Consider the following 23,198-nt stretch of genomic DNA (forward strand, 5'->3'; position numbering starts at 1 on the left):
TTATAGTTATTTTATTTTAGCTTCTTTGTACATTACGTGCTTACGAACTACTGGATCAAACTTTTTGATTTCCATTTTGTTTGGCATTTCTCTTTTGTTTTTAGTAGTCGTATAAAAGTGTCCTGTCTTAGCAGAAGAAACTAATCTTATTTTTTCTCTCATTTTCTTTTCCTTCTAGAAACTTATTAAATTTTGTGGCCTTGAGATCTAAGGTCTTCAAGAACAGTATCGATACCTTTTTTATCAATAATTCTCATACCTTTAGAACTAACTTTTAGTTTTACATATCTGTTTTCACTTTCTACCCAAAATCTATGAGTGTGAAGATTAGGTAAAAACCTTCTTCTAGTTTTGTTTTGAGCATGTGATACATTATTACCAGTAGCAGGTCTTTTACCTGTAACTATACAAACTTTAGACATTAGAAACCCTCCCTGGGCATTAATTTAACTATTATTAATACAATATCTCGGTAATTCTAGTGTTTTTTTTGTAAAAAGTAAACTGAAAAATCGGTTAATTTTATTGATGATTTGAAATGTAATGCTGCTTGTTATTTTAAGTTGGAGTACCACCGGCTTGGGAAGATTCCTGAATATTGTTATCAAAAGCAAAGTTATCTCCGGAGTTTATTAGCTGACTAATACTCGGATTGAAATCTTTTAATGGAGGTGTTGGGTCATTATCAACTTTTGTTACTGAGCCACTAGATAGGTCGTTTTGTTGAGTGTTTGTTTGAGTGGTTTGAGGAATGTTTGTTACTGTACTAGCTGATGATAGTTTATCACTAGGTGTTTGTTTCGTTAGGATGTAGTTTTTGGTAATAGTTTGTTGTTGAGAAGCATTTTGTGGCGTAGAATTAGATAATTGATTCTGAGGGTTTAAATTAGCATTATTAGGTTGCTTTTGATCATTTGATATATTATTGTAGCTGCTTTGAGCACTTTGAGCACTTTGAGCACTTTGAGCACTTTGAGCACTTTGAGCACTTTGAGCACTTTGAGCACTTTGAGCACTTTGAGCACTTTGAGCACTTTGAGCACTTTGAGCACTTTGAGCACTTTGAGCACTTTGAGCACTTTGAGCACTTTGAGCACTTTGAGCACTTTGAGCACTTTGAGCACTTTGAGCACTTTGAGCACTTTGAGCCGATGTGTTGTTTTGACTAGTAGAATTATCTTGTTGAGTACTAGATCCAGAGCTTAACGTCATTGTTGACCCAGAAGAAGCGCTTTTCTCATCTTTTGGTAAGTATAAAGGTCCTGTTTGACCACATGATGATAAGCCTATGATGCTAGCTGTAGTGAAGGTTAATAATAGTAGTTTTTTCATTGTATATAAGTGTCTAAATATGTAAATATCAACTAATTTTAAATTTAACAATAAATATGGATATTATCAATTGGATTATCTATTTAAATATTAAAATGTTAAAATTTTATATCTTGTCAATTTTCTTAGTTATAGCTTATGGAATTTGTTGATTTTACCGGAGTTGGTGAGGCAACTATAAAAGCATTAGCTAAATATAACCTGCATACGCCAGAGGATTTACTGACTATTTTCCCAAAGGAGTATAAGGATACTCGCTATATAACTCCAATAAGAAATCTGATAAGTGATAAGAAAAGCTTAATTGAAGGTAGAGTTAGTAATATAAGTTATAAAAAGTTTGGTAAGAAGTTTTTACGTTTTACAGTAAGTGATGAGAGCGGTATTTGTACTGTTGTGCTTTTTAAGTTTTATCCTAATCAAATAGCTATGCTAGAAAGAGCTCAGTACGTCAGATGCTATGGTAAAGCTGAGTTATCTTTGAATCCACAGATGGTACATCCGGAGTGGGCAGTAGTAAATAATGGTAAGAGTTTATTAGAACAGAAGTTATCTGCAGTTTATAGAATTAAAAAAGTTTCTGATAAGCTCATAGCAAAGATAATATCCAAAATCTTATATGAGAAGAAAGTTGTCAATATACTGCCTCAAGAGTATTTAAAGCAGTTTGGTTTGATGAGTTTTGTAGATGCTCTTTATTATGTTCATGCGTTAACAAATTCTGTTGATGATAAATACTTATTCAAAGCAAGGCAATCTATTAAGTTTGAAGAGATGTTGTCCTATAAACTAGCAGAAGAAAGTATCAAAAAAGATATGACCAAACCAATGTCTGCAAAACTTTCTTTAAGTCTAAGTGATAAGCAAAGCTTTCTTGAAAAGTTTCCTTATAATCTTACAAGTGCACAGTCTAGAGCAATTGATGAGATTATGACTGATATTGGTCAAAAAACTACCATGATAAGACTTCTTCAAGGAGATGTCGGAGCTGGAAAGACTATTGTAGCTGCTATGGCGCTATATGCAACTGTAAAATCAGGATACCAGGCAGCAATAATGGCACCAACAGAGATCTTAGCTGAACAGCATTTTAGCTTTTTATCAGATTATTTTTCTGATTTTGGTGTTGAAGTTGTACCATTGCTTGGTAAATTGACAGCAAAACAAACTAGAGAAAGCCTTGAAAAGATAAAAACTCTCAAAGATTGCGTGGTTGTTGGTACTCATGCGATTTTTCAAGATAGAGTGGAGTATTGTAACTTAGGCTTGGTTGTGGTTGATGAGCAACATAGGTTTGGTGTCGAACAACGTTTAGCTTTAATAAATAAAGCCTCTACTAATGGAAATAATTTAGCTCCCCATCAGCTTATAATCTCAGCTACTCCGATCCCTAGGACATTAGCCATGACACTATATGGTAATTTGAAGTTATCCATACTCGATGAGCTACCCTCTAATCGTAAGCCAATTGTAACAACTGTTTTAAATCGTGCAAAAAAGAAAAGTCTAATTACAAAGCTTAAAGATGCAGTATCTAGAGGTGAGCAAATTTATTGGGTTTGTCCACTTGTTGAGGAGTCTGAAGATCTTGACTTTTTACAAGATGTTAAAACTTTACATAAAGAACTATCAGATTATTTAGGGCAAGAAAGAGTTGGTCTTGTGTATGGTAGTATGAAATCTAAGGAAAAGCTTCAAGAAATGAATGCTTTTAAAGCAGCAAAATATGATGTACTTGTGGCGACAACAGTTATAGAGGTAGGTGTCGATGTTCCAAATGCTAGTATTATGATAATCGATAATGCAGAGAGGTTAGGAATATCTCAACTTCATCAGCTAAGAGGGCGAGTTGGTAGAGGAGCAAAAGAGAGCTTTTGTGTACTTTTATATAGTGATAGAATTAGTGAGGTTGGTAAAAAAAGATTATCATTAGTTAGAGAGTCTCAAGATGGCTTTTATCTTGCAGAGAAGGATTTGGAAATTCGTGGTGCTGGAGATATATTGGGAAAAGAGCAGTCTGGAGTTTCAACATTTAAGACTTTTGATATAAATGAATATTATGATAATTATGAAAAAGTTGCTCAACTAGCAGAGACAGTTGTTCATAATAATCCTAGTGTTGCAAAAAAACTAGTAAATAAATGGTTTAATAAAAGAGTTAATTATGTGGATGTGTAAGAAATGATTTTTGCAAGTATAGTAGCAATAGTTGTAGCATTATTATTTACCTTATTAATAGCTAGGTCTTTATATAGATTTAGTATTAAGAAAGGTAAGTTATCGACAAAAGACTATATTATAAATGCGATAATTTTAGCTTTTGTATTTTTTTGTTTAAGTAGTTTTATCTATGTGGTTCTATTAAATATTATTTACTGATTTTTGTTGTCTAATTTTCGAAAAAAGCTTAATATTTGCCTTAATTATTTTTCTAAGTGGTTGCAAGTATGTATTTTATTGTTATTTTTTTAGTTATAGCATTATCTGCTTTGTGTATGGTTTATATGCTGTATAAACTTTTTAAAGGCCATGATCAGTATCCTGTACAAAGGCTATCTCAAAAAATAGCTTTAGCTTGTACTGGTGTAATTTCTTTTATTGCTGATACCATAGGTGTAGGTAGCTTTGCTGTTAATATTGCTATTGCAAAAACTTTTAAATTAGCAAAAGATATCGAGCTTCCTGGATTTGTAAATGGCGCTCAAATTATACCAGGGGCTATTGAGGCGGTTTTCTTTTTAGGTGTGTTGCATGTTGATTTTATAACGTTAGTAGTTCTTGTGCTTGGAGCAACGCTGGGCGGTTTTATTGGGGGTATATTTGCTTCAAAAATTAATGCTACAGCAGTTAGACTTATTATGATATTTGCATTTGTTGGGGTTATTCTTTTATTACTTGGTAATTTGTTTAATATTTTACCTGTAGGTGGCGATCTGATGAAGCTATCAGGTATTAAACTTGTTATTGGCTTTATAGGGATGTTCTTTGCAGGGTTCTTGGTCTGCTTTGGTGTTGGCTTATTTGCTTTAGTTGAGGCTATACTATTTTTGTTGGGGATGTCGCCAAAAGTTGCGTTTCCGATTATGACAACAGCAGGGGCTATTCAGCAACCTGTTACGACATTTGCATTTTTAATAAATAATACAATACCTCTTAAAAAAGCTTTGATAGTAGGTTGTTTTGGAGTTATTGGTGTATTTATCGGTGTAAATATTGTAACAATGCTATCAGCAGATGGCTTGCATTGGTTATTAGTTGTAGTTATTGGTTATAATACAATCTCTTTAATTAGATCTTTTATGAAATCAAAGGATAATCAAGCTTAAAAATTACCTTATTACTGTTATAATATTCTTTGAATTTTAATATTTTTCTAATGAGAGGATTTCTAAAATGGCAGTTATTAAGACAGAAGACCTAATAAATAGTGTAGCAGAGGCGTTGCAGTATATTTCTTATTATCATCCAAAAGATTTTGTTGATGCGATGTATGAAGCATATCAGCGTGAAGAATCAAAGCCTGCAAAAGATGCAATGGCTCAAATCCTTATAAATTCAAGAATGTCAGCGACTGGTAAACGTCCAATTTGTCAAGATACTGGTATGGTTTGTGCATTTGTCAAAGTTGGTATGGATGCTAAGCTTGATAAAACAGATAGAACGATTACAGAGCTTGTTAATGAAGGTGTTCGTAGAGGCTATAATGATGAGCATAATCCTCTTAGAGCATCTATGGTTTTCCCACCTCATGGAGCTAGAAAAAATACTAAAGATAATACTCCAGCTATTGTACATATTGATTTAGTTCACGGTGATAAAATAGAGGTCGATATTGCTGCAAAAGGTGGTGGATCAGAATTTAAGTCAAAATTCAAAGTATTAAACCCTAGCGATAGTATTGTTGACTGGGTTGAAGAAATGCTACCAACTATGGGTGCTGGTTGGTGTCCTCCAGGAATTATTGGTATTGGTATTGGTGGTACTGCAGAGAAAGCAATGCTTTTAGCAAAAGAGTCTCTTGGTGAAGAAATCAATATGCAAGATATCATTAAGAATGGTCCTCAAAATGAAACTGAGCAATTAAGACTAGATATCTATAACCGTGTTAATGCTCTAGGTATCGGTGCACAAGGTCTTGGTGGTTTAACAACTGTTTTAGATGTTAAAGTAAATGAATATCCTACACATGCAGCATGTAAGCCTGTAGCACTTATTCCAAACTGTGCTGCTACACGTCACGTACACTTTACATTAGACGGCTCCGGTGCTGTAGATTTGCCTGCCCCTAAATTAGAAGATTGGCCTGTAATCGAGCAAGATCAAAATGATGATGTTAAAAGAATAAATCTTGATACTGTTACTAAAGAAGAGATTGAATCTTTAAGATCAGGAGATAATGTTTTAATAAGTGGTAAGATCTTAACTGGACGTGATGCAGCGCATAAGCGTTTACAAGATATGTATGAGGCAGGTCAAGATTTCCCTGTAAGCTTGAAAGATAGATTTATCTACTATGTAGGTCCTGTTGATCCTGTTGGTGATGAGGTTGTAGGACCTGCTGGACCAACTACAGCTACACGTATGGATAAGTTTACTCCTTTTATGCTAGAGAAAGCTGGTATAGCAGGGATGATAGGTAAATCTGAAAGAGGTCAAGCAACTATAGACTCTATTAAGAAGAATAAGGCTGTATATTTTATGGGAGTTGGAGGGGCTGCTTATTTGATATCTAAGTCAATTAAAAAGGCTGAAGTTGTTGCATTTGCCGATCTTGGTATGGAAGCTATCTATGAGTTTGAAGTTGAGGATATGCCAGTAACAGTAGCAGTTGACTCACTTGGGGTGTCAGCTCATCAGCAAGGTCCTAAGTTATGGAAAGCAAAAATAGCTGAGATTAAGAAGTAGGTTTGTAGATTTTTGTGATATGATTGATATTGAACTCATAACCAAGAGGGTATAAAAATGAAGAAAATATTATTAGCGACTATACTACTAGCACCTTTTATAACTTTTGCAGATTCTGGCAATACTAACGATAATAGTCAGCAAAATAATCAGCAACAACAAAAGTTTGAAGCAAGAAAGGCAAAGGTTAGTGAAAGAATGCAAAAACAAATCACAAAAATGCAGCAGAAGTTAGATAAGTTACAGCAAAAAAAATCATGTGTTGATAAAGCGACGACAAAAGATGATATGAAAGCGTGTAAGCCTGACTAATAAGTAAATATAAATAATCTCAAAATATTCTCCTAAAAAAATCCAAGATAAAAGGTTTAATTTATGCAAGATATAGTATTCCTTATTATAAAAATATTCTTTGTTATCCTTGCAGTGTCTGTAATAGGTATGTTAGCAGCTATAATCATTAGAAAATCTAAACAAAATGATGAAGTAGATATAACAAAAGAGAACCCTAGAGATTAAGCTTTTCTAAGAGGGTTTATGAGTATTGTCGAAATAAATCACAAAAATAATAATATCTACTATAACTTATCTCAGATATATGAGGCAGAGTTTGCACCTCTAACTGGAGAATTTCCGGATAAAAATGGCTTGTATAAGGTTCAAACTGAAGTTGTGGATGTCAAAAAATACTATTTTATATATTGATTATATTCTTATATAAGTCATCGAGAATGATTAATAATTAATCTTAGCCTTTTTATATGATATATTTTATCTTATTTGATTTTAAATGATTGGTTGATGAATAAAGATAAAATCTTTGAATTTATAAAGAAAGTTCAAGCAATAGCACACACCGGCGTGGTTTATTCAAAATGTGAGTATGCGTTAGATAATTATCATGAGCTTCTTGAGTTAAGTACTAAAATGCTTCATGAATATATCAAGTCAGATGTTCAACCATATGATATCTACTTAGGCACTCATTACCCAACACCGCAACCTGGGGTTAGGGTGGTTATATTTAAGGATGAAAAGCTTCTGATGGCTCAAGACGCAGATACTCCGGGTGAATGGACTATACCGGGTGGATGGTGTGATATCGACCTTTCTCCTGTTGAAACATGTGTTAAAGAGGTAAAAGAGGAAACTGGATATGATATACAAGTAACCAAGTTTTTAGCCTTAATGGATCGTAATAAATATACTCAAAGTGAAGTTTATAATGTCTATAGTTTGGTTTTTTTAGCTGAGATTGTAGGTGGGGAGAATAATCCTAATTTTGAAGTTGATGAAGTTGAATTTTTTGACTTGGATAAATTACCTAAATTATCGCATAAACTAACTGAAAAAGAGTTAGATATTATCTTAGAAACCTATAAAAATGATCAAATATATTACGAGTAGGGTTTACATTTAAGTTATAGATAAATACCATTTGTACTAATTTAGTAAAAATGGGAAATTAAATGATAATTTTAGGTGTACATCTAACAATAATTTTAAAATTTATAGTCACACTTTTAGCTATAATTAATCCTTTTTCTATTTCTGGGATATATTTAGATGCAGTCGATTCACTAAGTAAAAAAGAGCAAAATATTTTTGCTTTTACTGTTGCAATTGCTGTACTGACAACACTTATTATTGTAACTTGGATTGGTATTAGTGTTTTAAATGCTTTTGGTATAAATATTGATGCCTTTAGATTTGGAGGAGGTATTATAGTGCTCTTTTTTGGTTTAAGGGTTATCGGTGTCATCCCACCAATGCCAACCTCAAAAGCTCATCAAGATGCTAAAAAATTAGCAATTGTACCAATTGCTATTCCTCTAATTGCAGGTCCTGGCTCGTTAGTTGCGACAATTTCAGATGTTCATGTTTACTTTATAACATCAGAGACGAAAATTGTTGCCTCAGGTTGCGTGTTGTTGGTTACTTTGATGTTGTGGATATTTTTTAGAGAATTACCTAGGATTTTGGATGTTTTAGGTCATAACGTTATGGATATTATTGCGAAAATAATGGGATTGTTCTTAACTGCTTTGGCTGTTGAAATGATGTTTGATGGAATAAAAGGATTCTTTTTCTAGAATTTTAATTTAGATAAAAAAACTTGACTTTATACTAAAAGCTTATGAGAATTATTTAGTGTCTTAGAGGGAAAAGGGGTATTAATTTATGAAAATGATGGTTAAATTAGTTTGTTTGTTTCTTGCTACATTTTCTGTTGAGATAATCTTCGATGTCGTAGATGATTTATTCTTCTTTTAGTAGTTTTGAGCTGAGTTTGTAAGGGATAATCATGATAAAAGTATTTGGTATAAATAACTGTACAAGTGTTAGAAATGCTCTTAAATTTTTTGAAGAAAAAGGTAAAAAAGTTGAGTATGTCAATCTAAGAAAAGAGAAACCAACTTGGCAAGAAATGCAAGAGATAAAGCAACTTGGTAATTTTGATGTTATTGACTTGTTTAATTCTAACGGTAGACTTTTTTCAGAAATGGGCTTGAAAGAGAAGTTCGATAGCTTATCTGAAGAAGAAGCTTTTAAGTTATTAGTCACAGATGCTTTATTATTCAAAAGACCTTTAGTCGTTGATGGAAATTATGCTAGGACTGGTTGGAATAAGAAAGAATATCAAGAAAAATGGGGATAAATTAAATCCTTATTTTTAAGATTGAGCATTTACTTCTGCTTTGGCAGCATCTATTTGTGCATCTAAACTAGCCGCTTTTGAAAGATTTTGTTCAGCTTTTGCATTTAATACAGCAGCTTGATCTTTTTCATATTTAGACTTTGAGCTACTTTCTTTTGATTCTTTATCAAGGTTGCCAGCATCAGTAATTAGATTATCTGCTTGTAGCTTTTGATCTTTTGCTTTTTGATTTAGTTCTTGCTGTTGTTGCTCAAGATTTGCTAAAGCTTGTTCTTTTTTATTAGGTCCGCAAGATGCTAATAATAGAGCGCAAGCTCCGGTAACTAAGGTAATGGTCAATGTTTTTTTTAAATTCATTTTTTTCTCCTTCAGTATGCAATTTATATTATGTACAGCTTAATGAAATAAACTATCCCATCATGCTATACAAACATTATGATAGAGAAAAATATATTAGTAAATATTAAATTATATGGTTTCGATGTTTATATGTTTTTTGTTAATTATTTATTTAAAATAAATTAACTGCGTGAAGAAACATCATAAAACAAAATACAGTTATAACTCCAGCGGTGAAATTTAGCTCATTTCTATTACAGAAGATTGAAACTAAGAACCAGACAATAATTCCTGTAGCAATCCCAGTTGATATTGATGAAGATAGGGTCATCATTATGATAGTGAAAAAAGCAGGAGTAGCTTGAACAAAGTCATACCAGTTTACTTTTGACACTTGCTGCATCATCATTATCCCAATTAGTACAAGTGCTGGAGAGATTACCTCTATAGGAATTGAGCTTATTAGTGGCGAGAGAAATAGAAAAGGTAAAAACATTAATCCAGCGAATATTGCTGTAAGACCAGAGCGCGCTCCTTGAGCGATACCTACTCCAGATTCAACTACAACAGTTGATGGACTTGATCCTAGTATTCCAGAGACTGTTGCACTAGCGGCATCAACGATAAAGGTTCTTTTAAGTTCTTTATCTGTAGGAGAGCATTTTTTCCTCATACTACTATAGTGACTTGATATAGCCCCAGTTCCATCAAATAGACTTAGGAAGCAAAAAGTAAAGATTGTTGGTAAAATTGCAAACTTTAGTCCATTAATAAAGTCAATTTGTCCGATTAATGAGAAGTCAGGCAAGCTTATAATGTGATTTGGGAGTGATACTATTTTTTCATGACTAAAATAAGAAATAGGAAATGATAATATATATCCAATAACAATTACGATAATAATTGAGGCTGGAATTTTTTTAATAAATAGAATTACTAGTAAAATTAAGCATACTAAAAATAATACAATGTGTGGATTAATTGTATTAAGGGTTAATAAGCCTTCATGAGATGTTATAAAATGACTATTTACAAAGCCAATATACGCTATGAAAAGTCCTATCCCAGCACCAAGAGATTGCTTGATTGATTTTGGTAAACTAAGCATGATCTTAGTACGGATGTTTAAAATTACAAGTAAGCTAAATATAATTCCAGACCAAAATGTAGCACCTAATGCTGTTTGCCATGGTAAGTGATAAACAGAGACAGCTGTGTATGCGAAGAAAATGTTCATTCCCATTCCTGGAGCAATTACAAATGGGTTGCGCGTAAAAAGTCCCATAGTGATGCTACCAAAAGCAGATAATACTATAGTACTTGTAACTAAAGCATTACTAGGCATACCAGTAGATGCTAAGATTTTAGGGTTAACTACAATGATGTATGAAATTGCTAAAAAAGTAGCAAGGCCTGCGAAAAATTCTTTTTTTATAGATGTATTATTAGCTTTTAAGTCAAAAAAAGCTTCTATTGAGTGTAACATTTTAATGCGGATAGACTAACTAAAGGCTATATTTTAGAGATTAGTATAATAAAAGTCTATTTGATTTTGTTGTTTAACAAGTTTAATTTTTAGAAATATTTATATATCCGCCAGCAACTGACTCAATTAAAGATTCTAATTCTAACTCTAGCAGGCAAGAAACTACTTGGTTGTATGGTAAGTTTGATCTTGTGATAATTGCATCTAAAGTTGTTAGTTCTGTATCTATGTTATCTAGTATAGTTTTTTCAGTATGGTTAAGATTTTTGGAGTTGTTATCCTTTGATGGTTCATTAGGTTTTGGTGTGATTGTTGAGTGTGGGGTGATTTCTTCAAGAATATCATTTATATCACAAACTAGTTTTGCACCTTGCTTGATTAGCTCATTACATCCTTCACTTGTTTTACTAAATATACTTCCTGGTATTGCAAATACTTCTTTATTTTGTTCTAAAGCAAGTTGGGCTGTAATTAAAGAACCACTTTTTTTGGCGGCTTCAACAATTACAACACCTTTCGCTAAACCACTAATTATACGGTTTCTTTGAGGGAAGTGGTGGCGTAACGGAGCTGTACCTAATGGTAGCTCAGAAATTATTAAATTATTCGTTTTTAATAATCTCTCATAGAGCTCTCTATTTGAGCTAGGGTATATGATATCAACTCCTGTGCCAACTACAGCTATAGTGCTAAGGTTATTTTCTATTGCAAACTTATGAGCTAATGTGTCAATACCATAGGCAAGTCCACTTATTATTGATAATTGTGAGTTCTGTAAATCTGTACATATTTTATTTGTTGCATTTTTACCGTATACAGAGTTATTTCTCGCCCCAACTATAGCAAGCTGCGATTTCTTCAAAAGTTTTATATTACCGCTACAGTACAAAATAATTGGAGGATTTGAAATCTGTTTTAAGTCTTCTGGATAGTCATCATCTAGAAAAGTTAATATCTTATTTTGATGACTAGCTAGCCATTTCTTAACTTTCTCTAGATATGTTTTATATTTTTTACCATTTAGAAAGTCTATTGTTTCTTGACGTAAAGATAAGATTTCTGAAAATTTTAATGGGTGGTTAACTATCTCGTCAAAGCTAATATCTTGAGCAATAGCTTTAGAAAATCTGCTAGATCCAAAATACGGAGTATATGATAGAATGATTAGGCTTTTGATGTTGCTTTGCATTATAGAGTCGTTGTTGCCATTGCGTCAGAACTTATCTCTTGTAAAGAGTTTACTACTAGCATAATGGAGTAGTGCTCAGATTGTCTATAAATAAAACCATATCCAATATATCTAGGAGGTACTGGGAAGCCATCGGTTCTAGTAGCAGGCTCATATAGTATCATTTCTGTACCAGGTTTTAAGCCATCAGATGAGCCCTTGTTTAGCACAACACTATTATAAGATGAAGAGAATGTATTTGTGTTTATAACGTCCTCCATGACATTAGCAGTAACTTTATCATGGACTTTGAAAGTTTCTTTTGGAAGTTTTTCAGAAACAATATCGTTAGGGATTACATAATCTCCAACACTAGCTTCACGGCTCATATTTTTAGTCTGTAAAGCTGTTACACCTTTATAAGTGAATTTATATGTTGCAGTTCCTAATCTATAAACCTTTTGATCCTCATTAAAGTTAGCAATAGGTTTTGGTTTTGATACTATGATAAAGTTACTATTATCATCTTTTGCAGTGTATTGTTTATTGGCAAATATTGTGAAATTAGGTCCTAAAACAGGTCTTTTTTCACGCGAGTCATATATTTCAGCAGTGTCTTTTAGTTGATCACCATTTAAAAGATATACATTTGAGAAGAACTTTGTGTAATCTGCTGGACGCAAGTGTTTCAGATTATGCTCGATATTGTCAATTTGCTCAACTAGTTTGCTTTGGATAGATATTTCCACTCTTTGGTTAAGCGCTCTATTAGCACTAGAATCATTAGGTGCTACAGGATCTTGATACCCTAATGCTTCAATTTTGATACCATCTGCAGGCTCAATACCTTCATCTGGTTCTAGACCTTTGTTTACTAAGTACTCTCTAACACTAATAGCTCTATTTTTTGATAGACGGATATTGCTTTCTGTTAATAAATTTTTATCTGTAATGAGATCAGACTCAATTTTTCCAGCATATCCTTTTATTGTGAACCTAGTTGTTCCAGTTAACTTTAAGTATGCAAATAGCTTATTTAATACAGCTTTTGCTTGATTGTTTAGTGTGAAGCTATCGGTGTCAAATTTAATATTAGTTTCTATTAAATCAGCACCTTCTTGGCGCTGTATACAGATAAAAGATTTATCACTCTTGAGCATTTCAGGGTTACAGTATTTTAGTGTTGGGAATGATAACGGTTTATTATCTTCTTTGTCTTTTTTATCCATAGTATCGCAGCTAGTGATGATAGTCGCAAATATAGCTAAGAGAATAATGTATAATAGCTTCTTCATGTTTTTAATATATCTAAAGAGATTTTCTATAAAAGTTATTCTACTATAAACTAATGATATTTGTGTAGAGTATTTGTGACTTTTGTCTGCTTTGCAAATAGCATTTTGTAGAAAGATTAGATGAATAAAAATCTCAAATATGATATCTTGAAAGGCAAAATGTTAACAATAAAAAATAATATGAAAGTCGCGTCAGATAGTTTTGTGAAAATGCATTTTAAGTTTAGGCTTAAAGATGGCTCAATTGCAGAAGATACAGAGAATTATAATAGACCTTTTATATTTCAAATGGGTCAGGGTTGCTTTACTGATAAAGTTGAAAATGAACTTTTAGGCGCTGCTGTTGGTGAAAGTAAGAGAGTTGTCTTGATGCCAGAAGAGGCTTTTGGTGAGAAGCATCCAGCAAGTATTTATTCAGTGCCAAAATATAGATTTCCTAAAGATATGGAACTTGAAGAGGGGCTAATTGTATCGTTTAGTCAAAAAGATGGTTCTAAACTTCCTGGCTTAGTTACAGAGATCGGCGAAAATGATGTTACAGTTGATTTTAACCATCCATTGTCAGGACAAATAATAGTTTTTGAAGCTAAAATATTAGATATCGCTGATGAAGAGGGCAAATTAGATGAAAATATTGCTAGCTAATCCACGCGGTTTTTGTGCGGGTGTTAGTCGAGCTGTTGAAACAGTTGAAAAAGTTTTAGAAGTAGAAAAATCTCCGGTATATGTACGCCATGAAGTTGTACATAATAAAGTCGTAGTAGATTCGCTTAAAAAGAAAGGTGTTATCTTTGTCAAAGAAGTTGATGAAGTTCCTGATAATTCGGTATGTGTTTTTAGTGCTCATGGGGTCTCTTTAAAAGTTGAAGAAGCGGCAGCTAATAAAAATCTGGTTCTTTATGACGCGACATGTCCTTTAGTTACAAAAGTTCATCGTGGAGTTAGATTAGCTAGTAATAATGATGCTGAATGTGTTCTTGTTGGCCATAAGGGACATCCTGAAGTTCAAGGTACAATGGGACAATATCGTAGTACTAAAGGTGCTATATATTTAGTTGAAAATGAAGCAGATGTCGCTAAACTAAAAATCAATGATCCAAATAATCTTTATTATGCAACACAAACAACGCTTTCAGTTGATGAAACACAGAGCATAATACAAGCTTTAAAAGATAGATACCCTAATATAAAGGGGCCTAAAAAAGAAGATATTTGCTATGCGACACAAAATCGTCAAACTGCAATAAAGTCAATGCTTAAAGAGATCGATGTGTTAGTTGTGGTAGGATCTAAAAATAGTTCTAACTCAAATAGGCTTAAAGAGCTTGCAACGTTAGAAGGTATGGATTCTTATCTGATTGATAATCCTTTAGATATAGAAGGGGCCTGGTTTAAAAATAAGCAGGTTTGTGGTGTAAGTGCTGGAGCATCTGCTCCTGAGTATTTGGTTCAGGATATAATCTCTAAGATATCTGAGGTTTGTGATAATAATGTTACAGTTGAAGAGTTTGATGGGATTAAAGAAGAGATTTATTTTCCACTACCAAGGCTTTTGAAACAAAAAGCCGCTAAAATTAAGGCGAAATAACTTATGCAAAGGTCTATAAGAGGCGCAACGACAATAACAAAGGATACTAAAGAAAATGTTATAGAGGCTACAAAAGAGCTCTTATACTATATATTAACTAAGAATGATGTCGCGACAAAAGATATTGTAAATATTATGTTTACAGCAACATCTGATATAACGTCTACTTTTCCCGCGGTAGCTGCTAGAGAAATAGGTCTGACGAATGTTCCATTAATTGATTGTCAGCAAATGATGTGTGATGATGCTTTAGAGCTTTGTATTCGAGTTATGTTGACATATAATACAGAAAAGAATCAAGATGATATCAGGCACGTCTACTTGCATGAGGCAAAAAAACTAAGACCTGATTTAATAAAATAAAAGGTATGTTATGTGGTTGTTAGAAAATATAGATATGAAAAAATCTAAATATATACTTCCTAGCTTATTTACTAGCGCTAGTTTATTATTTGCTTTTTTAGCTATTATATCTGCATTTCAAGAGAGCTTTATTTCATGTGCTGTATATATGTTGTTGTCAGGTTTTGCCGATGCTTTTGATGGCAGGGTTGCTAGATATACACATACACAAACAGAGTTTGGAGCAGCTTTAGATAGTTTAGCAGATGTTGTTTCTTTTGGAGCTACTCCTGCTTTAGTTATGTATTTTTGGACATTACATAATTTAGGTTCTTTAGGTGCAGCGATTTGTTTTCTATATTTATTAGCTGTAGCCTTAAGATTAGCTAAGTTTGATACTCAACCAGCACCTAAAGATCTGAGTGAAGATGCTATACTTGAGCGTAAATTATACTTCTATGGTATGCCTTGTCCAGCTGGGGCTGTTACAATTTCTGGTCTTATTTGGATGGGACAAAGATTTTTAGTTGGAGGCTCTACATTTTCAAGTATTGTAGTAGTTGCTCTTACTGCATTTACAGCTTTATATTTAGCTTTTATGATGGTCAGTGATATCAAGTTTAGAAGTTTTAAAGATAGTGACGGTCATGGAAATATTAGCAAAGTTTATGTTATCTGCTTTATACTTATTATCTTAATGTTATTTACAATGCCTGAAAAGTTACTTTATTTAATAATGATAGGTTATGCATTATCAGGTCCTGTCTCACATTATAAATATAAACAAAAAATGAAAAATAGTGATTTAAATGCTAAATCAAATGTTGATGGTAAAAAAATAGTTGATGCGGATTCTTAATTCTCTAATAGTTTAAAACTATTCATTTGGTTTCTTATTATTTAAATCTTGTTTGTTAGATGTATCAGATTTATTACTTATTGTTTCCTGGTTGCTTAAAGCTACTGGGTTTTCTGAGTTCATGTTTTGTTGAGTTGGAGGTGGAGTTACATACTTAAACTGATCATCTTGTGAAGTTGAGCATGATATTAATACCATAGTAATAATACCTAATGTCAAAATTTTTATCTTTTTCATACTAAAATTTTATTAATGAATAAGTTATATATTATTAATAATAATATCAGATTTATGTATAATTTAAGTAAACTTAACTGTTTATAATTTTAAAATCTTTACGTATAATGTTGCGAACAGGTATGTGCAAAAATAATAGAAACATAAATTTTTAGGATTAATTATGCAAGATAACTCTCTTTCTCTAGTTCAGTTGATATGGCATGCAAACTTTATTGTTCAGCTTATAATGATAGCTTTGATTGCTATGTCAGTTTACTCTTGGGCTATAATGCTTGAGGTAAACAATCGTGTGAAAAAATACTGTCATGAGCAAGCACAGTTTGATAAGTTATTTTGGGCAGGCCATCATATACAAAAGCTTTATGACTACTATCTACAACATAAAGAGAATATCTTTGGTAAATCAATAATATTCTGTTCAGCATTACGAGAGTTTAACAACCTGAAGGAAACTGGAGTTTTAAAGGGTGACACTATACTTGAGGGTATGGAAAGAACAGTAAGTATAGCAATTGCTCAAGAAGCTAAAGAGTTAGATAGAAAGCTTCCTGCATTAGGGACAATTGGTGCAGTTGCTCCATATATTGGACTAGTGGGCACGGTTTGGGGAATTATGTCTTCATTTAATACTCTTGGCGGTGTTGAACAAGCTACAATATCTGTTGTGGCTCCTCATATTGCTGAAGCTTTGATTGCAACTGCTCTTGGTCTATTTGTGGCAATCCCAGCAGTTATTGGGCATAGCAGATTATCAAACCAGGTAGACGATGTACTATCTAGTTATGAATCATTCCAAGATGACTTGTGCATCTTGCTTTTAAAAGAAGCTCATAGAGATCAAGTGCATCATCAAAATCAAGAAAGCTAATAAAGGCTTTTAAGTATGAAAAAAAGAAACAAAAAATTTTATAGAAAAAAACGACCAATGGTGCAGATCAATGTAGTGCCTTACATTGATGTTATGCTTGTACTATTAGTTATTTTTATGATTACGACGCCTATATTGACTCAAGGTGTAAAAGTTGATTTACCAAAAGCTAAGTCAGAAAAGATTCCGTCTAATGATAGTAAGCCAATAGTTGTTACTGTAAATAAGCAAGGTGAGTATTTTGTTAACCAGGGAGTTAGTGATCCAAAAGCGCCACTGAGTCCTACAGAGCTTGCAAATGCTGTAATCAATTTATCACAGCAAAACCCTGGTAAGCCAGTTTATGTTAGAGGTGATAGCAGTGCTAGTTATGGTGAGGTAGTAAAAGCAATGGCTCTTATCCAAAGAGCAGGTGTTGACAAAGTGGGGTTAGTCACAGAAGATGGCAAATCTTAATTACCAAAAACTATTACAATATTTTAAGAACCAGGTTGAGCGTAACCCCTTTGTGGTGAAAGCGATACTTGTACATATCGGTATAGTTATTGCTCTTTATATTTTATCATATATAAGTATTTTGAAGTTTGATTCTACTTCAGCATCACTAAAGGCTGAAGTTGCAAATACTCCAAAGCAAATGCAAGTTATTCAAGCGACATCAATAAGTAGTAGTGAGCTTAATAAGCAGATATCAAACTATGAAAATCATCAACAAGAGTTGCGTCAGGCTAGACAAGATGTTAAACAAGCTAAACAACAAGCTTTACAAAAACACAAATTGTTAATGAAGCAAAAAGCGGAAGCTGAACGTAAAGCTCGAATTGAAGCTAAAAAGCAAGCAGCCCTGGAAGCAAAGCGTAAAGAAGAAGAGCAACAGCGTAAATTAGAGCAGCAAAAGCAAGCCAAATTAGAAGCAGCGCGTAAAGCAAAAGAAGAAGCTAAGAAAAAAGCTGAAGAAGAAGCTAAGAGAAAAGAGCGAGAGAAACAACGTAAACTAGAGCAACAAAAACAAGCTAAGTTAGAAGCTGAGCGTAAAGCTCGTCAAGAAAGATTAGCAAAAGCAAGAGCCGAGGCAATAGCGGCAGCTAAAAGAGAGGCTGAGCAAAATCAGGCTCAAAGAGCAATTTCTAGCTATATCGCGGAGTACCAAACTAGAGTGGGCGATAATTGGATTAAAGATCCTTGTCGAGGCATTTATAACTTACCAAGAGCTATTATCAGGGATGGTAAATTTATCAAATTAACAGGAACTTCTGGTAGTTATAGATGTGATCAGTCTTTAATTAATGCTATTAAGAATACAACGCCTCCACAGATTTCAAATAGTGCAGCGCGAAAAACTATACAAACAGAAAATATAAGTTTTATATTTAAACAAACTTGATAAGGAATAATAATGAAAAAAATCATTTTGAGCTTTTCAGTATTAATTTTTTTAGTATCTAATATATATGCAGATTTAGTTGCAGAAGTGACAACAGGTGTTATACAAAAACCTTTAGTTTCAGTAATGAGTAATGATGTTGTAGATCAGTTTCCTCAGAATGTGAATTCTGTAATTGTTGCAGATCTTAATCATAATGCTAAGTTGCAAGGCTCAGATACGATAAAGTATGAGATAAAACAAAAGCATGATATCCCTTGGAAAAAAATTAAAGGTGACTATGTTGTTTTAACTAAATATACTAAAAACTCATATAATAACTATACTGTAGAAGTTCAGATTCTTAAGAGAAATGATACTAGCTATATCCAATCAGTTACATATAAAAATATTAATGTTTCTCTTATGAGAACATTAGCACATAAAATTTCAAATTATATTTATAACAAACTTACAGGAGAGCAAGGCTTTTTCTTAACAAAACTTGCATATGTTAAAGTAAGCAACCCATATGCTAGATATGGTAGAGTTTATGAGCTTATTATATCTGATTATGATGGTTTTAATAAGCATACTGTACTTAGACAAACTGATAATCCTATTGCGACTCCATCATGGTCATCTGATGGTAGAGACATTGTATATTCAAGCTATAGTGGCGGCAGTATGGGAGTTTATGATTTACAGATAAGTACAGGTAAAGTTACTCGTTTGACGAACTTTAAAGGTATCAACAGCTCACCATCATTCTCTCCTGATGATCAGAGTATCGCTTTAGCTTTATCTAAAGGTTACTCTGATCAGACAAATATATACATCATGAATTTAGCTACAAAAGCTCTTAAAAGATTGACAATAAATGGTATAAATACTGCGCCAAAATTCTCACCTAATGGTAGAAGTATCGTATTTACATCAGATAGAGATAGTGGCAGACCTAATATCTATATAGCTCCAGTGAATTCTAAATATCCACAATCTTCAAGATTAAGTAGTAAGATATACCAAGGATATGAGCCTAACTATACTCCTGATGGTAGAGATGTCGTATTTATGTATCAAAAATCACGCTCAAGTGGTATCCAGATAGCAGACTTTAATTTAGCTAGTGGAAATATAACTACTTTGACAAAAGGTAAGTCTGATAGCTCGCCAACAGTTTCACCATATGGAGATATGATTGCGTATATTTCTACAAATTCGCAAGGTTATAGCTCTTTAGATATGGTATCATTAAATGGAGATAATCACTTTAGTGTTGAGACTGCAAGTAATGGTAGTACTATAATTCAGTCACCTAGCTGGTCACCAAAAAATTATTAAGGGGCTTATATGAGGGTTTTTACTAAATTTTACACCTTTGTTATTGTTGCAACATTATTAACAGGGTGTGCTTGGTATAAAGGTCCCCCTTTACAAGCAAATGCAGATGCTAATCTTAGTGGCTCTGCATTAAATGAAACATCAGGTCCTGGGTTTTTTAGTACACTAAAATCTGCGGATAACTATGGTAGTGGTGATACTGGATATGCTGATAATGGTGGTAATTTTGAAACCACAAGTTTTGATAATGTTGCATAATAAAATAAATAGGAGTTGTAAACTATGAAAAAGAGTCTTTTAGGCGTAGCGGTAGTAGGTTCTGTACTTATGCTAGCAAGTTGTTCTAGTACTAGACCTGATAATAGTGATTTAATCAAAGACAAGTATGCTGGAGTTGATAGCTCGCAAGCTTTACAAATGTCTTCACAAATTTATGGATCTGATAATCTAAGCTCTGATGAAGTTGATCAAATGAAAAAAGAACTTATGGGTATTAACTGCAGATCTGTATACTTTGGTTTTGATAGTTATAACGTTACTGATGATGCGAAAGATTGTTTAGATAAAACAGCTGACTACTTAATAGGTCATCCAAATCAACCAATTAAACTATCTGGTAATACTGACCCTAGAGGAAGTGAAAAATATAACTTTAACTTAGGTCAAAAACGTGCAGAATCTGTTTATAACTACCTAGTAAATAAAGGTGTAAGCAAAGATCAGATATGTGTGGTTAGCTATGGTAAATTAAAACCTGCAGCAGAACCAACTAAGTTCTATGATGAGTTCTGTACTGATGGTGTAAATGATGCTTGTATGTATAAAGCTTCTGAAAAAGCATATTATTTAGATAGAAGAACAGAGCTTGATTTCGGTGTTAAATGTGATCAAAGTGATTCTTCTGCTCAATCTACTAACTAGATCTAATTTTATCTTTATCTATTTTTTTTAATTAAATTCATCTACAATAGTCCATAATTTTTTATTAAGTTTAATTATTATGATTAAAATTCCTAAAATTGGTTTTGTTAGTTTAGGTTGTCCTAAAAATCTTGTTGACTCTGAGCGTATTATTACAAAGCTAAAAGCTGAAGGTTATGACTTAGTTGATAGTTATGATAATGCTGACATGGTTATTGTTAATACGTGTGGATTTTTAAATTCTGCAATTGATGAGTCTTTAGAAGTTATTGGTGAGGCAATCGCTGAGAATGGCAAAGTCTTAGTAACAGGGTGTCTTGGTAATAAGGCTGATTTAATTAAAGAAAAACATCCAGAAGTTCTAAGTATTACAGGACCTCAAGATTATGAGAACTTAATAGAGGCCGTGCATACACATGCGCCGATATTTGCTAATGATTTTGTCTCACTAGTACCTCCACAAGGAATTAAGCTTACTCCAAGACATTATTCATATCTAAAAATATCAGAAGGATGTAACAATACTTGTACTTTTTGTATTATTCCAGATATTCGTGGTAAGCTAAAAAGTCGTTCTATAGACAATATCATGAAAGAAGCTGAAAAGCTTAAAAATGCAGGTGTTAAAGAGCTACTTGTAATATCACAAGATACATCTGCATATGGTGTTGATATTAAATATAAGCCAGGAATATGGAATGATAAAGAATATCAAAGTAATATTTTAGATCTTGCTACAGCTCTTGGTGATTTAGACATGTGGACAAGAATGCATTATGTATATCCGTATCCGCATGTTGATAAGATTGTACCTCTTATGGCTCAAGGAAAGATACTTCCTTACTTAGATGTGCCTTTGCAACATTCATCACCAGAAGTTTTAAAGAGAATGAAGCGTCCAGCACATACGCAAAAAACTCTTGATAGAATTAATAAATGGCGTGATATTTGTCCTGATATAACTATTCGCAGTACTTTTATAGTTGGTTTCCCTGGTGAGACAGAGGCTGACTTTGAGCATTTATTAGATTTTGCTGAAAAAGCTCAACTAGATAGAGTGGGTTGTTTTAAATATTCAGAAGTAGAAGGTGCAAAGGCTAATCAATTTGATAATCTGATTTCTGAAGAAATTAAGCAACAAAGACTAGATGAATTTATGGGATTACAAGCTCAAATAAGTGCTAATAAGCTTGAAGGTTTTGTTGGAACAGAGCAACAAATTATAATTGATTCAATAAATCCTGAAGAAAACTATGCTATTGGGCGCACAAGATATGATGCACCAGAAGTAGATGGACAAGTGATAGTTGGTGATGCAGCAGAAAGAGGTCTAAAAGTAGGTGAATTTGCAACAGTTGAGATTACTGAATCTACTGAATATGATCTGATTGCTGATTAATACAAGTTTATTAAAATAAGCACTTCGACTCTGCTCAGTGATCTTTTCACATTTATTGAACAAGTCTTTACAAATTATGTATCAGCAGCCTTATGATGAATATATAGTTAATCTGAAAGAAAAATGTCATTCTACGACTTGATCGTAGAATCCAAGTTTAAAGCTCATAATAAGTGGATCCTATGGTCAAGCCATAGGATGACAAAAATGGTTTCAAAAATTATTCGGATTAGCTATACCATTGGGTTGGAATTTTGGCTAACCTTATTTATTAAACTTTCTTAATATTCATTTATCTGTATAAAAAATCCATAATCTTATTTGTATACTTAGAATACTAAACCTTTATTTAGGAGAGTGTTGTGAGTAGTAATCTAGTTGTTATAGGAGCTTCTGGTTCTATAGGTCATGCTGTAACCAAGAGATTAAGATATTTGTACCCAGATGCGAATATATATGCCTTTTCACGCACTAAAGTAACTAATTGTATAGATGATGTCGTTTATCAATACATTGATTACTGTGATGAGTCAACAATCGAGAAAGCTGCAAAAGATGTTTATGAAAAATCAGGAGCTGTCAATTTAATTTTTGTTGCTACTGGTATATTACATACCTCTGAAATAAAACCAGAGAAAGCACTAAAAGAATTATCAGCAGATAAATTTATTGAGCTTTTTCAAGCAAATACAATATTTCCGGCTTTGGTCGCAAAGCATTTTATACCCAAGTTAGCTAAAGATACTAAATCTGTATTTGCTGCTATTTCTGCGAGGGTTGGTAGTATCTCTGATAATCAACTTGGTGGTTGGTATGCTTATAGAGTTTCAAAGGCAGCTTTAAATATGTTTATCAAAACGGCAAGTATTGAAACTAAGCGTGTAAATCCAAATGCTGTAATAGTCGGGGTACATCCAGGGACTGTTGATAGTCATTTATCAGAACCTTTTCAAGCAAGAGTACCTCAAGGAAAGCTTTTTACACCGGAGTATTCAGCTAGTAAGTTAGTTGAAGTATTAGATGGTTTGAAATCTAAAGATAGTGGTAAATGTTTTGCATGGGATGGTAGGGAGATTATTCCATAGTTAAA

The 23,198-nt window shown here is 32.9% G+C and carries 30 protein-coding genes; 22 read left to right on the top strand and 8 right to left on the bottom strand.

The genetic code is table 11. The features are described from left to right. Positions 1-6: 6 nt before the first annotated feature. The 3 genes from rpmG to FIP56_RS10305 form a co-directional block, all read right to left on the bottom strand. A complete protein-coding gene (gene rpmG / locus FIP56_RS01735; protein ID WP_004286519.1) occupies positions 7-162 on the bottom strand; it encodes a 50S ribosomal protein L33 in 156 nt (51 codons plus the stop codon). Positions 163-185: 23 nt separating this feature from the next. Next, on the bottom strand, positions 186-422 hold the full coding sequence (gene rpmB, locus FIP56_RS01740; RefSeq protein ID WP_072711370.1) for a 50S ribosomal protein L28: 237 nt from the start codon (positions 420-422) through the stop codon (positions 186-188). A 136-nt stretch (positions 423-558) separates the two neighbouring features. Then, entirely contained in the window at positions 559-1,332 is a 774-nt protein-coding gene (locus FIP56_RS10305; RefSeq protein WP_209451851.1) for a lipoprotein, read from the bottom strand. A gap of 138 nt (positions 1,333-1,470) precedes the next feature. Here FIP56_RS10305 and FIP56_RS01750 point away from each other — a divergent pair, with 138 nt between their 5' ends. The 10 genes from FIP56_RS01750 to FIP56_RS01795 all read left to right on the top strand — a co-directional run bounded on the left by FIP56_RS01750 (position 1,471) and on the right by FIP56_RS01795 (position 8,896). Beyond that, positions 1,471-3,510: an ATP-dependent DNA helicase RecG gene (locus FIP56_RS01750; protein WP_192577265.1), complete on the top strand. Its 2,040-nt coding sequence runs from the start codon at positions 1,471-1,473 to the stop codon at positions 3,508-3,510. A 3-nt stretch (positions 3,511-3,513) separates the two neighbouring features. After that, complete coding sequence (locus tag FIP56_RS01755; RefSeq protein ID WP_192577266.1) at positions 3,514-3,711, top strand: hypothetical protein; 198 nt, start codon at positions 3,514-3,516, stop codon at positions 3,709-3,711. A gap of 68 nt (positions 3,712-3,779) precedes the next feature. Next, on the top strand, positions 3,780-4,658 hold the full coding sequence (locus tag FIP56_RS01760; RefSeq protein WP_209451852.1) for a sulfite exporter TauE/SafE family protein: 879 nt from the start codon (positions 3,780-3,782) through the stop codon (positions 4,656-4,658). A gap of 67 nt (positions 4,659-4,725) precedes the next feature. After that, positions 4,726-6,237 carry a fumarate hydratase gene (locus tag FIP56_RS01765; RefSeq protein ID WP_192577267.1) on the top strand — a complete coding sequence of 504 codons (1,512 nt, stop codon included), beginning with the start codon at positions 4,726-4,728 and terminating at the stop codon, positions 6,235-6,237. Between the two features lie 57 nt (positions 6,238-6,294). After that, on the top strand, positions 6,295-6,549 hold the full coding sequence (locus FIP56_RS01770; RefSeq protein ID WP_192577268.1) for a hypothetical protein: 255 nt from the start codon (positions 6,295-6,297) through the stop codon (positions 6,547-6,549). A gap of 63 nt (positions 6,550-6,612) precedes the next feature. After that, positions 6,613-6,756: a hypothetical protein gene (locus FIP56_RS01775; RefSeq protein ID WP_192577269.1), complete on the top strand. Its 144-nt coding sequence runs from the start codon at positions 6,613-6,615 to the stop codon at positions 6,754-6,756. Positions 6,757-6,774: 18 nt separating this feature from the next. Further along, positions 6,775-6,942 carry a hypothetical protein gene (locus tag FIP56_RS01780; protein WP_192577270.1) on the top strand — a complete coding sequence of 56 codons (168 nt, stop codon included), beginning with the start codon at positions 6,775-6,777 and terminating at the stop codon, positions 6,940-6,942. A 96-nt stretch (positions 6,943-7,038) separates the two neighbouring features. Beyond that, positions 7,039-7,644, top strand: coding sequence for an NUDIX hydrolase N-terminal domain-containing protein (locus FIP56_RS01785; RefSeq protein ID WP_192577271.1), 606 nt, complete (start codon positions 7,039-7,041; stop codon positions 7,642-7,644). A 62-nt stretch (positions 7,645-7,706) separates the two neighbouring features. Further along, positions 7,707-8,330 carry a MarC family protein gene (locus FIP56_RS01790; protein ID WP_245323085.1) on the top strand — a complete coding sequence of 208 codons (624 nt, stop codon included), beginning with the start codon at positions 7,707-7,709 and terminating at the stop codon, positions 8,328-8,330. Between the two features lie 212 nt (positions 8,331-8,542). Beyond that, a complete protein-coding gene (locus tag FIP56_RS01795; RefSeq protein ID WP_192577272.1) occupies positions 8,543-8,896 on the top strand; it encodes an ArsC/Spx/MgsR family protein in 354 nt (117 codons plus the stop codon). 15 nt (positions 8,897-8,911) lie between these two features. Here the strand turns inward: FIP56_RS01795 and FIP56_RS01800 are convergent, their stop codons facing one another. From FIP56_RS01800 to FIP56_RS01815, 4 genes are all read right to left on the bottom strand, one after another. After that, complete coding sequence (locus FIP56_RS01800) at positions 8,912-9,253, bottom strand: hypothetical protein (RefSeq protein WP_192577273.1); 342 nt, start codon at positions 9,251-9,253, stop codon at positions 8,912-8,914. A gap of 154 nt (positions 9,254-9,407) precedes the next feature. Next, the gene (locus FIP56_RS01805; protein WP_192577274.1) at positions 9,408-10,721 is read right to left on the bottom strand and encodes an NCS2 family permease; all 1,314 of its coding nucleotides are present in this window, start codon (positions 10,719-10,721) and stop codon (positions 9,408-9,410) included. An 82-nt stretch (positions 10,722-10,803) separates the two neighbouring features. After that, positions 10,804-11,910, bottom strand: coding sequence for a DNA-processing protein DprA (dprA, locus tag FIP56_RS01810; protein WP_192577275.1), 1,107 nt, complete (start codon positions 11,908-11,910; stop codon positions 10,804-10,806). Then, positions 11,910-13,184 (bottom strand): OmpA family protein, encoded by a 1,275-nt coding sequence (locus FIP56_RS01815; RefSeq protein WP_192577276.1) that lies wholly within the window; start codon positions 13,182-13,184, stop codon positions 11,910-11,912. The genes dprA and FIP56_RS01815 overlap by 1 nt, the downstream gene beginning before the upstream one ends. Before the next feature lie 180 nt (positions 13,185-13,364). Between FIP56_RS01815 and fkpB the strand changes: the two genes are divergently transcribed. Genes fkpB through FIP56_RS01835 form a run of 4 tightly spaced genes read left to right on the top strand, consistent with a single transcriptional unit; the run spans position 13,365 to position 15,973 of the window. After that, on the top strand, positions 13,365-13,829 hold the full coding sequence (gene fkpB, locus FIP56_RS01820; protein ID WP_192578829.1) for an FKBP-type peptidyl-prolyl cis-trans isomerase: 465 nt from the start codon (positions 13,365-13,367) through the stop codon (positions 13,827-13,829). After that, entirely contained in the window at positions 13,810-14,772 is a 963-nt protein-coding gene (ispH, locus tag FIP56_RS01825) for a 4-hydroxy-3-methylbut-2-enyl diphosphate reductase (RefSeq protein WP_192577277.1), read from the top strand. Before fkpB ends, ispH begins: the two co-directional genes overlap by 20 nt. 3 nt (positions 14,773-14,775) lie before the next feature. Next, on the top strand, positions 14,776-15,135 hold the full coding sequence (aroH, locus tag FIP56_RS01830; protein WP_192577278.1) for a chorismate mutase: 360 nt from the start codon (positions 14,776-14,778) through the stop codon (positions 15,133-15,135). Positions 15,136-15,145: 10 nt separating this feature from the next. After that, complete coding sequence (locus FIP56_RS01835) at positions 15,146-15,973, top strand: phosphatidylcholine/phosphatidylserine synthase (RefSeq protein WP_192577279.1); 828 nt, start codon at positions 15,146-15,148, stop codon at positions 15,971-15,973. Positions 15,974-15,991: 18 nt separating this feature from the next. On the opposite strand, the gene FIP56_RS01840 is transcribed toward FIP56_RS01835, so the two are convergent. Continuing rightward, positions 15,992-16,210, bottom strand: a complete 219-nt coding sequence (locus FIP56_RS01840) for a hypothetical protein (protein ID WP_192577280.1) — start codon at positions 16,208-16,210, stop codon at positions 15,992-15,994. Positions 16,211-16,373: 163 nt separating this feature from the next. Here FIP56_RS01840 and tolQ point away from each other — a divergent pair, with 163 nt between their 5' ends. From tolQ to FIP56_RS01880, 8 genes are all read left to right on the top strand, one after another. Continuing rightward, positions 16,374-17,081: a protein TolQ gene (gene tolQ, locus FIP56_RS01845; RefSeq protein WP_192577281.1), complete on the top strand. Its 708-nt coding sequence runs from the start codon at positions 16,374-16,376 to the stop codon at positions 17,079-17,081. A gap of 15 nt (positions 17,082-17,096) precedes the next feature. Then, positions 17,097-17,537: a protein TolR gene (gene tolR / locus FIP56_RS01850; protein WP_192577282.1), complete on the top strand. Its 441-nt coding sequence runs from the start codon at positions 17,097-17,099 to the stop codon at positions 17,535-17,537. Continuing rightward, complete coding sequence (gene tolA, locus FIP56_RS01855; protein ID WP_192577283.1) at positions 17,524-18,465, top strand: cell envelope integrity protein TolA; 942 nt, start codon at positions 17,524-17,526, stop codon at positions 18,463-18,465. Before tolR ends, tolA begins: the two co-directional genes overlap by 14 nt. A 12-nt stretch (positions 18,466-18,477) precedes the next feature. Beyond that, positions 18,478-19,788 carry a PD40 domain-containing protein gene (locus FIP56_RS01860; RefSeq protein WP_192577284.1) on the top strand — a complete coding sequence of 437 codons (1,311 nt, stop codon included), beginning with the start codon at positions 18,478-18,480 and terminating at the stop codon, positions 19,786-19,788. 9 nt (positions 19,789-19,797) lie between these two features. Then, positions 19,798-20,046 carry a hypothetical protein gene (locus FIP56_RS01865; RefSeq protein WP_192577285.1) on the top strand — a complete coding sequence of 83 codons (249 nt, stop codon included), beginning with the start codon at positions 19,798-19,800 and terminating at the stop codon, positions 20,044-20,046. Positions 20,047-20,070: 24 nt separating this feature from the next. Then, positions 20,071-20,709 carry an OmpA family protein gene (locus FIP56_RS01870; protein WP_192577286.1) on the top strand — a complete coding sequence of 213 codons (639 nt, stop codon included), beginning with the start codon at positions 20,071-20,073 and terminating at the stop codon, positions 20,707-20,709. A gap of 79 nt (positions 20,710-20,788) precedes the next feature. Then, positions 20,789-22,108: a 30S ribosomal protein S12 methylthiotransferase RimO gene (gene rimO / locus FIP56_RS01875; RefSeq protein WP_192577287.1), complete on the top strand. Its 1,320-nt coding sequence runs from the start codon at positions 20,789-20,791 to the stop codon at positions 22,106-22,108. Between the two features lie 362 nt (positions 22,109-22,470). Next, positions 22,471-23,193: an SDR family NAD(P)-dependent oxidoreductase gene (locus tag FIP56_RS01880; protein ID WP_192577288.1), complete on the top strand. Its 723-nt coding sequence runs from the start codon at positions 22,471-22,473 to the stop codon at positions 23,191-23,193. The last annotated feature ends 5 nt before the right edge of the window (positions 23,194-23,198 follow it).

The sequence above is a fragment of the Francisella sp. LA112445 genome, assembly GCF_012224145.1.
Classification (GTDB): Bacteria; Pseudomonadota; Gammaproteobacteria; order Francisellales; family Francisellaceae; genus Francisella.

Excerpts from the sequence above, each read along its gene's own strand:
- rpmG (WP_004286519.1), bottom strand. The coding sequence starts at position 162 with ATGAGAGAAAAAATAAGATTAGTTTCTTCTGCTAAGACAGGACACTTT.
- rpmB (WP_072711370.1), bottom strand. The coding sequence starts at position 422 with ATGTCTAAAGTTTGTATAGTTACAGGTAAAAGACCTGCTACTGGTAAT.
- FIP56_RS10305 (WP_209451851.1), bottom strand. The coding sequence starts at position 1,332 with ATGAAAAAACTACTATTATTAACCTTCACTACAGCTAGCATCATAGGC.
- FIP56_RS01750 (WP_192577265.1), top strand. The coding sequence starts at position 1,471 with ATGGAATTTGTTGATTTTACCGGAGTTGGTGAGGCAACTATAAAAGCA.
- FIP56_RS01755 (WP_192577266.1), top strand. The coding sequence starts at position 3,514 with ATGATTTTTGCAAGTATAGTAGCAATAGTTGTAGCATTATTATTTACC.
- FIP56_RS01760 (WP_209451852.1), top strand. The coding sequence starts at position 3,780 with ATGTATTTTATTGTTATTTTTTTAGTTATAGCATTATCTGCTTTGTGT.
- FIP56_RS01765 (WP_192577267.1), top strand. The coding sequence starts at position 4,726 with ATGGCAGTTATTAAGACAGAAGACCTAATAAATAGTGTAGCAGAGGCG.
- FIP56_RS01770 (WP_192577268.1), top strand. The coding sequence starts at position 6,295 with ATGAAGAAAATATTATTAGCGACTATACTACTAGCACCTTTTATAACT.
- FIP56_RS01775 (WP_192577269.1), top strand. The coding sequence starts at position 6,613 with ATGCAAGATATAGTATTCCTTATTATAAAAATATTCTTTGTTATCCTT.
- FIP56_RS01780 (WP_192577270.1), top strand. The coding sequence starts at position 6,775 with ATGAGTATTGTCGAAATAAATCACAAAAATAATAATATCTACTATAAC.
- FIP56_RS01785 (WP_192577271.1), top strand. The coding sequence starts at position 7,039 with ATGAATAAAGATAAAATCTTTGAATTTATAAAGAAAGTTCAAGCAATA.
- FIP56_RS01790 (WP_245323085.1), top strand. The coding sequence starts at position 7,707 with ATGATAATTTTAGGTGTACATCTAACAATAATTTTAAAATTTATAGTC.
- FIP56_RS01795 (WP_192577272.1), top strand. The coding sequence starts at position 8,543 with ATGATAAAAGTATTTGGTATAAATAACTGTACAAGTGTTAGAAATGCT.
- FIP56_RS01800 (WP_192577273.1), bottom strand. The coding sequence starts at position 9,253 with ATGAATTTAAAAAAAACATTGACCATTACCTTAGTTACCGGAGCTTGC.
- FIP56_RS01805 (WP_192577274.1), bottom strand. The coding sequence starts at position 10,721 with ATGTTACACTCAATAGAAGCTTTTTTTGACTTAAAAGCTAATAATACA.
- dprA (WP_192577275.1), bottom strand. The coding sequence starts at position 11,910 with ATGCAAAGCAACATCAAAAGCCTAATCATTCTATCATATACTCCGTAT.
- FIP56_RS01815 (WP_192577276.1), bottom strand. The coding sequence starts at position 13,184 with ATGAAGAAGCTATTATACATTATTCTCTTAGCTATATTTGCGACTATC.
- fkpB (WP_192578829.1), top strand. The coding sequence starts at position 13,365 with ATGAAAGTCGCGTCAGATAGTTTTGTGAAAATGCATTTTAAGTTTAGG.
- ispH (WP_192577277.1), top strand. The coding sequence starts at position 13,810 with ATGAAAATATTGCTAGCTAATCCACGCGGTTTTTGTGCGGGTGTTAGT.
- aroH (WP_192577278.1), top strand. The coding sequence starts at position 14,776 with ATGCAAAGGTCTATAAGAGGCGCAACGACAATAACAAAGGATACTAAA.
- FIP56_RS01835 (WP_192577279.1), top strand. The coding sequence starts at position 15,146 with ATGTGGTTGTTAGAAAATATAGATATGAAAAAATCTAAATATATACTT.
- FIP56_RS01840 (WP_192577280.1), bottom strand. The coding sequence starts at position 16,210 with ATGAAAAAGATAAAAATTTTGACATTAGGTATTATTACTATGGTATTA.
- tolQ (WP_192577281.1), top strand. The coding sequence starts at position 16,374 with ATGCAAGATAACTCTCTTTCTCTAGTTCAGTTGATATGGCATGCAAAC.
- tolR (WP_192577282.1), top strand. The coding sequence starts at position 17,097 with ATGAAAAAAAGAAACAAAAAATTTTATAGAAAAAAACGACCAATGGTG.
- tolA (WP_192577283.1), top strand. The coding sequence starts at position 17,524 with ATGGCAAATCTTAATTACCAAAAACTATTACAATATTTTAAGAACCAG.
- FIP56_RS01860 (WP_192577284.1), top strand. The coding sequence starts at position 18,478 with ATGAAAAAAATCATTTTGAGCTTTTCAGTATTAATTTTTTTAGTATCT.
- FIP56_RS01865 (WP_192577285.1), top strand. The coding sequence starts at position 19,798 with ATGAGGGTTTTTACTAAATTTTACACCTTTGTTATTGTTGCAACATTA.
- FIP56_RS01870 (WP_192577286.1), top strand. The coding sequence starts at position 20,071 with ATGAAAAAGAGTCTTTTAGGCGTAGCGGTAGTAGGTTCTGTACTTATG.
- rimO (WP_192577287.1), top strand. The coding sequence starts at position 20,789 with ATGATTAAAATTCCTAAAATTGGTTTTGTTAGTTTAGGTTGTCCTAAA.